The following is a 12343-nucleotide window of genomic DNA, read 5'->3' as shown; positions in this document are numbered from 1 at the left end:
ACGCCCGCCGCCACATCTCGAAGCGTAGAACGGCCCGCCCCGTCATCGCGGGCATACCAGCAAGGCCCGTCCGGGGCCAGCGTCCGACGGCCGGCAGACCGTCGTCACGCCATCGGATCGGCCGTACGCCGTGGTCGACGTTTACGACGACGCCGCGCACGATTGCCCATCTGAGCAGGACCGGCGCGCGGTTTCCGGCGCGGTCGAGGCCAGCCGTTCGAGGGCTCCAGCACAGTGACCGCCACGAACAGGAGATAGCCGGGGAGAACCGGCACAACGACCGCCAGCGCCACCGCGAACACCCACTCGGTCTCGCCGTCAGGCCACATCCACGTCGCTCCCGGGCCGCTGATCCGACCGGCCACGGTAGGCCCGGGCGGCTCGTCGCCATGCATGAACAACCGGACCGAGTCGATGCGCAGATCACCCGCATTCGAGGTGAACGGGCCGGTGCAGCTCCACCCGAGGGTCCAGAACCGGGGATCCCTTGGGGCCGTATCCTCCTCGCAGACCACAGCGGCCGATCCGGGCACACCCCAAACGGTGGCCCGGACGCCGTCCCAACCGCCCGGCAGCACAAGCTGCCACCAGGCCAACGCGATCGCAAGGGCGCACGCAACCAGGCCGCCGGACACGAGACGGTCCAGCCAGTCGGCCTCCCGGATCGCCGCGGGCAGATGCCTCAGCCGCGGACGGCGGGCTCGTGACCTCCGCACACGCCGCATGGCCGGAGGGTAGCCGCGCTGAGCAACCGCTTCTTCGAAGCCGAGTGGACCAAGCCGGCTCTACGTGGCCCTCGGCTCGGGGCACATGCTCCTCAGGGCATGCCCGCGTAGCGGAGTGGCAGTGGGGGTCGCGGCCGGCGCCAGGCGACGTAGCTCAGGACGGCAAAGGCCATCAGGAGCACCATCGCGATAAGGAGGATCACCCAACCGGACTGATCGTTCCGCTCGCGCACTCTCAGGCAAGGGTCGCTCTTTGCGTATCGAACGGGGATGCGCTCACCGACAGCCACAGACCGGTCCCTCGCGGATCGCAGAGTCGATGCACACGCCTCTCCGCGTTCGGTGGTGAACTGGACTGTCAGCAACGTCTTCACTCCGCGATGCTCGATGTCCCGCACCTCGGCCACCGTCTCTGATCCCCGATGGTCGTTCGCGACCGACCAGACGCCTGCAGCTGTCAGGACAACCGCAAGGAGCAGCCCACACACCGAGAACACCCGCAGGAAGGTTCGGCTCGGCCGTTGACGGTTCACAGCCGGGACTCTAGAGCGGATCAGCAACAGGACCTGGACCGTGGAGCCGTCACCGGGCTGCGATGCCCGGGAATGTGCCGGTGCGGCACGTGACGGTCCGCTCGACGATTTTGCGTTACCGCAGGCCGCTGCGGCAACATCAGGCACCGTGACGGCGCCAGACTCGGACCCCAACAACGACACCCCGGCCGGCACCAACGGCACACGCCAGTCGCGTCGGCGGCTCAGACACTGGTTGGCCGGCGCCGGAATCACCGCGTTGGCCGCCATACTCGGCATCACCCTCGCCGTACGTGGCGGCGCCACCCCGGCCTGCGCCGCGCCACCGACCGGAAACACCGTCCACAAGGCAAAGGCCAGCTTCTACGACGCCGGCCGCTCGGGCGGCAACTGCTCCTTCCCGAGCCCACCCGCGGACCGGCTCTACGTGGCCCTCGGCTCGTCGGCATACTCCGGAGCCGCGGCCTGCGGCAGCTACCTGGACGTGACCGGCCCGAAGGGCACCGTCCGGGTCATGGTCATGGACCAGTGCGGCGGGTGCGGGTCCGGCAAGATCGACCTCTCCGACGAGGCGTTCGCCAAGATAGCCGACCGGGCGCAGGGCATCGCGCAGGTGACGTACCGGGCGGTGGTGAACCCGCCGCTCGACGGAGGGCTCACCTTCCGGATGAAGGGCGGCGCCTCCCAGTGGTGGTTCGCCGTGCAGGTCGGCAACCACGGCAACCCGCTCCGCTCGGTCGAGGCAAAAAAACCTGACGGCGGCTTCCGCAAGGCCGCCCGCCAGAGCGACAACTACTGGACCGTCGAGGGCGGGCTCGGCCCCGGGCCCTACAGCATCAGGGTCACCGACGTGTACGGACGCCAGGCGACCGCCACCGCCATCCGGATGGTCACGAAGCAGGTCCAACGCAGCACGGCCGTGCTCGCCTCCCCCATGCCCAGCAGCTCACCCTCGGCTCCGCCGTCCCCCAGCATCGCGCCCTCGCCGACCCCGTCCGACTCGGTCGCACCAACGGCCACCGTCGAAGCGCTCGCCGGTGCCGCTCCGCTCAACGCCCCCCGCTGCTGACCGGCGTGGCCGTCGGGCCAGAGACAACCACCCGAGGAACCTGGCGTGCATCGCCGGCAGGTTCGGACGCAGACCCAGGCCGTACACATCGTCGATCGCCTCGCGCATCGACGCGGCCAGATAGAACGCCAGCGCGATCGAGTGGCCGTAGAACTCGGTCATGAGGTCGAGCTGAGCCGGGCCGCACGGCCAGGGCGCGGCGCAGTTGCGGCACAACCACGCCGGGCGCATCGGCAGGTGCGGACGAGGCCGGGCGGTCATCCGACCCGCACCGGACCCCGGCGGACGGGCCGGCGCTTCACGGGCCCCGACGGCACGGCGGGCGGAGCCAGCAACCGCACGCCCGCGCGCATCACGAACAACTCCCGCCGCGCCACCGCGTCGCCGGCCGCGTCCAGCTCATAGCCCTCAACCCACACCCATCCGTCGTACGTGTGCCGCTCGGGCAGCTCACGGATGACGCGCACAAAGATCGGGCGCAGGAACTGCACGCTCGCGGCGGTGGTCAGGTAGACCACGTCGCCGGCCTTCATCGTCCCGATCACTGCTCGGGGCTTCCGGACTCGTCGTTCGCGGGCGTTGGTCTTCTGCTCTCATGCTCGTCGCCGGGCACAGTGCTCCCCCTGGTTGCCGTTGGGAAAGGGCCGCAACCGCGCGTGCTGAGCGGCCTCGCTACAGACGCGGCCGCCAGTCTCGTGGTCCCCACCGACTGCCGCCTGGTGACACTCTGCTGTGGAGGCCACTACGCTCGGAAGGTGCTCACGGCGTCCGGGCTGAGCTGGCAGAACAGGTGCCCGACGTGTGGTGCCTCGGGTAGTCGATCTCTGATTTGAGGAGCGTTGCGTGGCTGATGTCCCAGGTCCCTTGTCGGCGTTCATCGTTGGCGAGATCCGCCGCGCCCGTGGCGCTTCCGGGATGACGCAAGAGGCGTTCGGCCGCGCTGCCGGCTTCAGCGCCTCCCACGTCAGCGCCGTGGAGGGTGGCACGCGAGCGTTGACGATGGACTTCATCAAGAGCGCCGATCGGGCGCTGAACAACGGCGGACTGTTCGAGCGCCTGGCAACGAAGTTCGGTGCCCCGTCGTGGTTCGTACCCTGGCTGGACGCGGAGCACGGGGCGACGCAGCTCCGCTACTTCGAGCCGAACCTGATCCCCGGCCTACTACAGGTGGAGCACTACGCCCGGACCGTCCTGCGAACAGTCGAAAGCCTCACCGATGACGAGGTTGAGCAGCGCGTCGAGGGCCGCATGAGCCGACAAGCGATCCTGACCGGAGAGCGCAGGCCACAGTTTGTCGCCGTGCTGGACGAAGCCGCGATACGGCGCACGGGTGACGGACTCGGCGGGATCATGGCCGAACAGGTCGCCCACCTGGTGGCGATGGCCGAGCTACCGCACGTTCACGTCCACATCATTCCGATCGCCAGTGGCCTACACATCGGGCTGTCCGGGCCGTTCGCGTTGGCCCGGTCCAGCGCGGGCGTGTGGGTCGGACACCTCGAAAACCAGCTTGGCGGGGACGTCGTCGACAAGGACGATGAGGTGGCTACGCTTCAGGCAAGGTGGGAGAGCGTCCGGAACGAGGCGCTACCACGCCGGCAGTCCATCGACCTGCTGAAGGAAGTTGAGAGCCATCATGGACCTCAGTAACGCCCGGTGGCGCAAGTCCACCCGCAGCGGCGCGAGCGGTGGCAACTGCGTCGAGGTGGCGAGCAACCTGCCCGGTGTTGTGGCCGTCCGCGACTCGAAAGACGTCACCGGACCCGCACTGACCTTCGCCCCGGCAGCCTGGGCCGCGTTCGTCGCGGGTGTCGCCGAGCGGCCGTAACCGACCACCCTAGGCACCTAATCACCCGGCGACCGGCTCGCCAGCGGCTCAATCTGCGGTTGAAGGTCGGCGACCACGAAAGCGAAGGTACCGGGGCGCGCCGAGGAGCGCCCCGGTCAGGAACATCACGACCCCGAGGCCACCGAAGACCAACGCCACCCAACCCAGCTTGACGATGAGCTGTAAGCCGACAATAAGCAGGTACCCGGTTGGCCTACCGTACGAGCAATCGGTGACATCTCCCTTGACGTGGCAAGATTCGCGCAGTTCGACCGACCGGCCCCGATCTTCCGGCACGACGTCGGACGCATGTATTCGGGCCGTCCAGACCATGCCGTCGGGCGCGGTGACCACCGCATCACATTCCCACCAGTAGCCAAAACCTCGCCGGCTAATCGGCCCGACCTGCTGGCAATCGCCCACCACCACCCGCGCCGGGTGCCCGTAGTGCACCCCTCCGAAAAGGCTGGCGATCGTCATGGAGCCCAGGAAGACCACCACGCTGGCCAGGGCCAGCAGGACGGCAAGGCAGGCGGATCGCAGGCGATACCTGCCCGGCCCCAGCGACTGCCAGAGTCGCATCTCGCGGCTATAGATGTCAGGGCCCATGAGGTCAGCACCGAACATCGTCCGGATCATGACGAGGTGTCGCCGAGACTCCGACCGGCCAGGAAGCCTGGGGCATACATGGGGGCCTTCACTTTCGCGACCGGGTATCCGGTGGATAGGTTTCGTCACTGGTCTGGCTTCGACGCCTGCGACCGCTATGAGTTAACGCCTCATGGACGAGAATGAACCTTCCTGCTCACCAGTAACCTGAGCGTAGACCGGAGGAGGCGCGCAAACGTGACCTCTGTCGCCCGAACTAAGGGAAGCGCCAGCCCATACTCCACTGGCGGTGGAGGGACCGTGCTGGAACATACCTATGGTGCCGTCCTCCTCGCGGCCCTCCTGCAAGGCTCCCCAGTGCGCGGCTTGGGCGAGGACGTCACCCCCGTAGAAGTCCGCTTTCAGCAGGGGGCGAACCACCCTGTCGATGATCTAATGGTCGTTGGTGAGTACCAATCAGGGATGCGAAGGCTCCACATTGGTGTTCGGCGCAACCCCTCCATCACATCTCGGAATTCCGAGTTTATTAAGCTACTCACTGACTATCTACGGATGGTCGTCGACCATCGTGAGGATATCCATTCTGACCGAATAAGACTGGGCCTGGCTGTCGCCGGCCCTCACACTGCCTGCCAAGAGGTTGCGCAGTTGGGACAGTTCGCACGTACTCACCGCAGCAACAAGGGCTTCCGCGCTGCGGTACTAGCCCCCCGCGCCACAAATCAGAAGGTGCGTGGGCGATTGCGGATGCTCGACGAAGCGGTACCCAACGCAGCGAGCATTGCTGGGATCACGTTGAAGTCATCTCATGCAGCGGACGGACTAACCTGGCAACTGCTTAGAGCACTGCGCACAATCGACTTACGGCTAGAAGGAGATGATCCAGCCGGCCGAGACGCCACTATCGCTGGTCTCTTGCCCATGGCCGGAAATGCCGCTCAAGCAGCCAACTTATGGCGGAAGCTAGTCAGTCTATCGTCCCGGTATGCGCAGACCGCAGGAACGATCGACAGAGATTTGCTGACCCGCGACCTGTCTAGCCAGCTCAGCCTTTTCGGGACGAGCAGGCAGAAGCGGCCGATGGTGGATACACCAGACCACTCGGAAGAGCCAACAAACGGAACCGTTAAGCCAGGTCACCCTGGGCAGTTGATCGCCGTAGCCGACTGCCTGGCCGAGCATGTCGGAGTTCATGCCACAAGCAGCGAGTTGGATGAGGAGACAAGGCTGCGTCTCCCACCGTACATTCTGCGAGATCATGATCGAGAATTGCGTTCCAAACTTCGTCAGTTATCCTCGGAGGGAGGACTTCTCGTTGCAGTAGGCGCGTCTTCCACAGGCAAGTCGCGCAGCATCTACGAAGCAGTACGAGAGGTTTGTTTCGATTGGCAACTGTTGCTCGTCGACGGCGCCGATGCCATCCGAGAAGTAGCGAGAAATGGCATTCCTGGCAAGACGGTAGTCTGGCTAGACGATACTCCCACTATCCGTTATCTAGGTCCCGACGGCCTAACAAGGACTGACGCAGTAAGGCTGATTCAGCAAACTGATGGGCCGGTCGTGGTTGTTGACATGCTCTGGCCCGCCGCCTACCAGCAGATAAGCACCATTCCGCAGTTGGGACTGGAGGCTCAAGGGGGCGACATCTGGCGAGATGCGCGAGAAGTTCTCTCCCTCGCTGGGCACGCAATCATCGACATCCCCGACCGATTTAGCGCTCAAGAGCGCGAGCAGGCTGCCCGTGTCGCCAGCGCTACCGGCGACCGTCGCTTGGTGAGAGCACTAGCCGACAGCCAGTATGGGCTCACTCAACATCTAGCAGGCGCTCCACAATTGATTACGCACTGGAACCACGGAAAAATTTCCCACCCCTATGGTTGGGCCGTCCTTACGGCAGCAATCGACATTCGGAGAATCGGCATCCGAGCACCTCTGACCGTGCAGGTACTTGGAGCCGCCGCACAGGCGTATCTGAGTGGTGTGCAAATTGCAGACGCCAGCAGCGATTGGCTGCAGACCGCCCTTGCTCATGCGACGAAAAAACTCCATGGCGCCGTCCAAGCACTAGTTCCCATTCCGGGGCCGAACATGGGCACTATCGCAGGGTACGAAGTAGCGGACTATCTACAGCAATACGCATCAATACATCGCTACTATGAGCCACCTCTCCCCGACCTCCGCAATATCCTCTCCTCGCACATGAACACCCCGGACACCCTGATGCAACTCGCACTTAATGCCGAACAGTGCGGCTTGCCGAATAGCGCCATTGAATTATACCGTCGAGTTTACGCGTTGAACCCCATAGCACGTAGACGACTTCCCCGACTCCTAGCTGCAACTAGCCAGGAAGACCAACTGAGAGAACTAATTGCGCTCGGAGACGTGGATCACGCGCGCCGAGCCTTGATCGACCTCCTGGCAAAGCAGGGGCGCCATAACGACCTACGAAAGCTTGCCGATTCAGGGGATTCGGACGCTCGCTGGAAACTGACACTGCTCCTTTTCTCGGAGGAGAGGCATAGCGAAATTCAAGAATTAACCTCGAACGGAGGCGTCGGGAATTGCCGCATCGATGATTTGCTGTCACGTCCACGAGAGATAGTCCGCATTGGCAGGGAACGCTCCGCTGCTGGCGCCCTCGCTACTGAGATTCTGAACCGCGGCGGCAAGGACAAACCTTCTTCATTCCGTGACGACCAGACCGACGAGGATCGCCAACGGCTATCCGACAGCGAGAGTGAGTTACGACGACTTGCCGGTGAGGGCAGCATTCCTGCTCGCAGGTTGCTCGCTGAACTACTAGCCGAGCAGGGCCGAGAAACCGAACTGCGTGTTATGGCTGCGGCAGGCGACCTTGCCGCCCAAGAGGAATTCGTTGCCCTGTTGAACAGTCGGACGAGCAAGCCAGCAGCCAGCGACGCCGAAGCCAACCCACCCCGGCAGCAGCACGCTCATGAGTCCTGACACTGCCGGAACTCATGGCGTTTGGTCAGTCCCGAATCTAGTTGGATGAGAGCTGGGCCTGTCACTCAGGAATGTTCCGATCCTGTCACCCCCACGTGTCTAGTCCCACCTGATGCTTGGCGCGGAGAGCGGGAAGCCCGGGGGCCGCGGCAGACGGAATCGGTTTGGAAGTGGTGGAGGTTCGTCGCCGGCAGCCGGCCGCGCCGCGCCCGAGCGACGCGGCGCAGGGAAGGGCACGCCGGGTCCGCGCGGCGGGTCGCGTCGGTCGGCGGGTCGCGGTCAGTGCGCCTCCGGCGGGGGCGCAACGACTCCAGGATGGCCGGGGCTGCGTCCGCGCGTTGCGGTCCATGGGTGGTTTCGCGGGGACATTCCGCCAGCCACCGACCCGGGCCAGCCGAGCAGACCGCCACCCGACCCGCCAGCGTCCGAACTTGCGTCAAGGTCCGCTTGACATGGCGGGCCGGGCGGCGGCCCGCTCCTCAGGAGGGCGGGTCGGCGGCAGACAGTGAGGATGGCACGGAGCATCACTCGTTGTCAGAGCGATGCCGCTCGGGCTCGTCTACTGATTCATCGCTGCCTACCTGGAGATCGTGCTCATCATCCTGGTCGCTCTCTGAGACGTCGTCGCCGACGCCTCTAACCTCGCCGAGCACATGCGCTCCCCTCAGGACTGAATTCCAGCGAACAGCGTCGTCCACGAGAACGGGTCCGGAGAATCTGGCCATCATGAATGGTGTGATGCCTTCTGGCATCTCGGCCCGATTGAACGAGGTGATGCGGCTGGAGAATTTAGCTCGTTTGAAATTAAAGGTTGGCCCGAATAGTGCCTTGCTAAAGTTCGTTGACATAACCGAGGAAAATCGCGCGGCACGGAAGATTACCTGAGTGCTCAGCAGCTTGGCTTGCCTGAACTGGGTCGAGCTTCCGGAGAATCTTGCGCCGGTAAAACCAGTCTCCACGCCCTCGAATTCGGCGCTGTCGAAATCTGCCCCACCGTCGAATTGGGCGCGCCTGAAGCTGGTTCTGCCGCTGAATTTACATCCCCCGAACCCCGCCTTTCCGACGAAAGCGGCACGATCGAAAGTCGTCTCACCCAAGAACTGGGCACCTTTGAAGTTTGCCACCGTAAAGTAGGTACCTGAAGCGTCGAAGTCGCGCAGGATTGCCCCGGACAGGTTGACTCGCACGTTCGCCCAGTTCAAGGGCGAGTCTGGCGGCCGTAGGTGTCGGAGTAAGAGGGACTGCACTGAGGATCGAACCTCTAGCTCGGCTTGACGCTCCGTGTCGTGATCGTATATGCGGCCCATCCGCAAGTAGGCGCAGAACACGTCCACTACAGTCTGGCGGTATGCGGCCTCCTCGGACGCTAGTCGCTCGAATGTGTAGACTCCGGCCAAGCGAACTGCGGCGTGTTCCGACCCCAATTGTTCGGCGGCCGCAGAATACAGATCAAGAGCTCTGCGTGATTGGTTGTTAAGGTCGTCGGCGGCCTGCTTGCGTAGTTCGAGCACATGCTGATTCCAACTGTGATGTTCAAAATGATGCTGCCTTCGCAGGGCCAGCCAGACAGTAACGGCAGCTCCGTAGCCAGCAATCCCAGTCAGGACAAGTTTGAATGCGTCCAGGCGAAGCTTTTTGTCGTTGTTAAGATCATAGGGTCCGAGAACGGCGACGACTGTTAGCGTGAGGGCGACTATCAAACCGCCGCCCATCAGTATGATCAAGCCCCAAGGTATCGGGGATGGCTGGCGCGCGTCACTAGCTTCTTTGTCCATCGACATCCTGTCTTAGCCTTGGCGCTACGGGATGGCCGGCAAGCCGCGCCGTTGTAACAGAGAACCGGGCCCGTGGGTGTGGTGGGCCGGCAGCAAAGGATCGGGCTTAACCGAGTGCCCAGGGGCGTGGCTTATCACCATCCGATCATGTCGGGCCCTGCCAAGATTGCTGTCACCAATCCGACTCGCGCCCTCGTAGTCTGGGCACGCAGGGGTGCGAGACAGAGTGGAATATCGGCAGCAGTTGCGAGAGCGCTGAGGCTGTTGCTGGGTGACTAACTGGGTGACGATCACCACGCATCGTGCCGGACGCTGACGGACTCTACGGGACGGTTCGTTGAGGCAGGTTGCCCGGTCGATCCAGGTCAACGTCTCCGGATTGTTGCCTGGGGGTCAAGGGGTCGCGGGGTTGACATCCATAGGACCATCGGGATAGCAGGTCCTTTGTCAGCGCTGGATCAATCTAAGCCATTTTGCAAGCTTCGTTTCGAAATCCGTTCGATCGCCTGATTCCGCTCCATGTATCACGAGGTTTTGGAGTTCATTTAATCGCGCGTCCAATTCCTGCAACCGCGATTGCGCCGCGGTAAAGAGCGAGCGCAACTTCTCATAAGCCCCGATTGCCTCTTGCAGCTCAGCGTCAGCTTCCTTATAAGCCGAGCTTTCCCGGTCGGATATTTGACTTAGGGTGTTTACAATCCTGCGAACCTCGGCCCGAGAAAGCTCAACTTCGGCTTGCGCCGTCTCTACGCTACCCAATAGGGCGTCACGTTGAGCTTCCAACTTGGCCGCACTCTCCACTGCTCGCTGAAGGAGTTGAACCTCGGCCACTCGGCCAGCCTGAGTTAGGGTGTCACTGCTGACGGCGGCATTCAAATATTCACGCGCGTGACGCAGGAAGGATTTGGTGGGCATAAGCATCAGCCGTGCCCCGGTACGGGCTTGCAACTCATTAGCAAGCTCCGGTCGTCCGATGACAGTTTGACCCTTTACCCGCAAGTACCAATCGTCTTTGACATCACCTGTGACGAGGACTAAGAACTTCGGCTTGCAACGTTCGACCTCTATAAGTGTTTGCGCCCAAAGGAAGTAGTCGCCGCTGGGGTTCGACTTGCCCGAATCCTTGAATCCCGGGGGTACCTTTTCGTCGATTCGGCGAGATGCTTCCTTGTTGGCCCTCTCCTGCTCCTCGGGCGAAAAGGCCGGACCAACGTGGTCTGCGAAAATCAGTTGCAGTCGCTCCAACACGTTATCGGATTCAGCCGGCTCGCCAAGCCGATGAGCTTGATGTAGCCGCTCGATCTCACTTTGGAGCGGGTCTAGGCTCTGCCGTGCCTGGTGAAGCAGCTCGTCTCTCACTGCGTCGGTTAGCGCAGATCGATTCGATAGCTGTCGAATCTTTGTTTCAAGATCTAACTGCATTGTTCGCCGGTGTTCAGACAGGGCGTCAAGCAGTTCTTTGTATGCGGCGTCATGCTCCGCGATGACGCCGAATCGATTTTTGTGAAACTCGAATGCGACCTGATGTGGAATCCAGACTCTATCCGCGACCTGCTCAAGAACGGAAAGCAATTCTTCACGTGCTTTTGGAGCGAATCGGTAGGCGCTAAGCAAAACATTCGTGTCCAGTACGACTAACCCCTCCCTCATCGCCTCCGCAATTTCGGGCTGGCTAGGAACGAGATGCGCCGTAAACTGGTCACTGAAGCCGGACACGCCTACCTCCTATCTATCGCTACGGCCGAGCACTGGAAGGCGTTTCTTTTTGGCGTGAAGACTGCCAGGGCAGGCGTAACCGCCGTGCCGTGACGCCGGCATGTCGGTTTACACCTGGTTACACCAGCCTCGCTGGCCCCACAGGTCAAATGGTCGGGTCAATGGCGGAGGCTACCGCTCCTGACCGAGCCCTCGTCAGCCCAGAGCCGCGCAGGTGTCAGGTAGCCGACACCGTGTAGCCGAAATGTCAGGCAGCGAGGCAGCAGCGACCATACAACCACTCCGGCGGACAGGAAGTAGAGAAGCTCAGGGCCGGCGTTGCCGGACCACTAGACGGCGATCAACGCCAAGAGAGCGAGCAGCCCCAGTACCGCCGAAAGATCTTCATACAGGATCTGTAGTTGATCGATGACGAGCAGTAAATAGCTTTGACAGATGCTGGTCGTCGAGGGGTCATCCGGCGGATGGCCGCTCTTGGGCCGCCCCTGGGCCGTCTGGGCCGTCACCGGGCCGTCAAACGCTGACCAGAGACAACCACCGACGACCATCAGCGCCCGAAGAAACAGCAGGTCAGCCACCATGTCGGGGTGGCTGACCTGATGGGCGACGGACGAGTCGACCTGTACGCCGGATTCTGTGCGCGGCGCGTACCCCAAGGGGTTTGCGCCGGCGGCGGCCATCCATCTCGGCCTGCCGTTGCCGGCAGGCTCCAGCGGCCTACCCGCAGACATCGGGCGGGCAGCCCTCAAGCGTCTGCGCCGGGTCGTCATCTTGCGGTGACGGCCCTTGCTTGGCCTTGCTCCGGGTGGGGTTTACCGAGCCACCCCGGTCACCCGGGGTGCTGGTGGGCTCTTACCCCACCGTTTCACCCTTACCGTCCCCCGAGGGGGTCGGCGGTCTGTTTTCTGTGGCACTGTCCCGCGGGTCGCCCCGGGTTGCCGTTAACAACCACCCTGCCCTGTGGAGTCCGGACGTTCCTCGGCGGCGGGCCGAAGCCCGCCGACGCGACCGCCCGGTCGACTCGTCCGTCGCGCTCTCATCCTAACGACGTGCGGGCCGCCGGTATTGCCGCCCTGCCCGGGCAAGATCGCGCAGCTCAGGGGCGGTGGTCCGGCGAATCC

Annotated in this window: 11 protein-coding genes and 1 other RNA gene; 4 read left to right on the top strand and 8 right to left on the bottom strand. The window is 63.3% G+C overall.

Annotated elements, in window-relative coordinates; translation table 11 throughout:
- Positions 1-104: 104 nt before the first annotated feature.
- Together ABZ780_RS14040 and ABZ780_RS14035 are read right to left on the bottom strand one after the other, a co-directional pair.
- Entirely contained in the window at positions 105-725 is a 621-nt protein-coding gene (locus ABZ780_RS14040) for a hypothetical protein (RefSeq protein WP_357486190.1), read from the bottom strand.
- Between the two features lie 92 nt (positions 726-817).
- Positions 818-1222 (bottom strand): DUF3592 domain-containing protein, encoded by a 405-nt coding sequence (locus tag ABZ780_RS14035; protein ID WP_357486405.1) that lies wholly within the window; start codon positions 1220-1222, stop codon positions 818-820.
- 184 nt (positions 1223-1406) lie between these two features.
- Here ABZ780_RS14035 and ABZ780_RS14030 point away from each other — a divergent pair, with 184 nt between their 5' ends.
- On the top strand, positions 1407-2327 hold the full coding sequence (locus tag ABZ780_RS14030; protein ID WP_357486188.1) for an expansin EXLX1 family cellulose-binding protein: 921 nt from the start codon (positions 1407-1409) through the stop codon (positions 2325-2327).
- 257 nt (positions 2328-2584) lie between these two features.
- Here ABZ780_RS14030 and ABZ780_RS14025 read toward each other — a convergent pair whose 3' ends face one another.
- Entirely contained in the window at positions 2585-2860 is a 276-nt protein-coding gene (locus ABZ780_RS14025; protein WP_357486186.1) for a hypothetical protein, read from the bottom strand.
- 310 nt (positions 2861-3170) lie between these two features.
- Here ABZ780_RS14025 and ABZ780_RS14020 point away from each other — a divergent pair, with 310 nt between their 5' ends.
- Positions 3171-3977, top strand: a complete 807-nt coding sequence (locus ABZ780_RS14020; RefSeq protein ID WP_357486184.1) for a helix-turn-helix transcriptional regulator — start codon at positions 3171-3173, stop codon at positions 3975-3977.
- On the top strand, positions 3964-4155 hold the full coding sequence (locus tag ABZ780_RS14015) for a DUF397 domain-containing protein (protein WP_357486182.1): 192 nt from the start codon (positions 3964-3966) through the stop codon (positions 4153-4155). The genes ABZ780_RS14020 and ABZ780_RS14015 overlap by 14 nt, the downstream gene beginning before the upstream one ends.
- A 48-nt stretch (positions 4156-4203) precedes the next feature.
- Here the strand turns inward: ABZ780_RS14015 and ABZ780_RS14010 are convergent, their stop codons facing one another.
- On the bottom strand, positions 4204-4782 hold the full coding sequence (locus tag ABZ780_RS14010; RefSeq protein ID WP_357486181.1) for a DUF6346 domain-containing protein: 579 nt from the start codon (positions 4780-4782) through the stop codon (positions 4204-4206).
- 282 nt (positions 4783-5064) lie between these two features.
- Here ABZ780_RS14010 and ABZ780_RS14005 point away from each other — a divergent pair, with 282 nt between their 5' ends.
- Positions 5065-7731, top strand: a complete 2667-nt coding sequence (locus tag ABZ780_RS14005) for a hypothetical protein (RefSeq protein WP_357486180.1) — start codon at positions 5065-5067, stop codon at positions 7729-7731.
- 524 nt (positions 7732-8255) lie between these two features.
- Here the strand turns inward: ABZ780_RS14005 and ABZ780_RS14000 are convergent.
- The 4 genes from ABZ780_RS14000 to rnpB form a co-directional block, all read right to left on the bottom strand.
- Complete coding sequence (locus ABZ780_RS14000) at positions 8256-9512, bottom strand: pentapeptide repeat-containing protein (protein ID WP_357486178.1); 1257 nt, start codon at positions 9510-9512, stop codon at positions 8256-8258.
- Between the two features lie 441 nt (positions 9513-9953).
- Positions 9954-11222 carry a PIN-like domain-containing protein gene (locus ABZ780_RS13995; protein WP_357486177.1) on the bottom strand — a complete coding sequence of 423 codons (1269 nt, stop codon included), beginning with the start codon at positions 11220-11222 and terminating at the stop codon, positions 9954-9956.
- Between the two features lie 329 nt (positions 11223-11551).
- Positions 11552-11800, bottom strand: a complete 249-nt coding sequence (locus tag ABZ780_RS13990; RefSeq protein WP_357486175.1) for a hypothetical protein — start codon at positions 11798-11800, stop codon at positions 11552-11554.
- Positions 11801-11829: 29 nt separating this feature from the next.
- Positions 11830-12246, bottom strand: an RNA gene (gene rnpB, locus ABZ780_RS13985) — RNase P RNA component class A.
- Positions 12247-12343 lie beyond the last annotated feature (97 nt).

The sequence above is a fragment of the Micromonospora sp. NPDC047467 genome, assembly GCF_040643095.1.
In the GTDB taxonomy this organism is placed as follows: Bacteria; Actinomycetota; Actinomycetes; order Mycobacteriales; family Micromonosporaceae; genus Micromonospora.
The sequence above is the reverse complement of the archived record's forward strand: the minus strand, read 5'-3'. Positions and strand labels throughout refer to the sequence as shown.

Coding starts and splice junctions, on each gene's coding strand:
- ABZ780_RS14040 (WP_357486190.1), bottom strand. CDS start 725: ATGCGGCGTGTGCGGAGGTCACGAGCCCGCCGTCCGCGGCTGAGGCAT.
- ABZ780_RS14025 (WP_357486186.1), bottom strand. CDS start 2,860: ATGAAGGCCGGCGACGTGGTCTACCTGACCACCGCCGCGAGCGTGCAG.
- ABZ780_RS14015 (WP_357486182.1), top strand. CDS start 3,964: ATGGACCTCAGTAACGCCCGGTGGCGCAAGTCCACCCGCAGCGGCGCG.
- ABZ780_RS14010 (WP_357486181.1), bottom strand. CDS start 4,782: ATGTTCGGTGCTGACCTCATGGGCCCTGACATCTATAGCCGCGAGATG.
- ABZ780_RS14000 (WP_357486178.1), bottom strand. CDS start 9,512: ATGTCGATGGACAAAGAAGCTAGTGACGCGCGCCAGCCATCCCCGATA.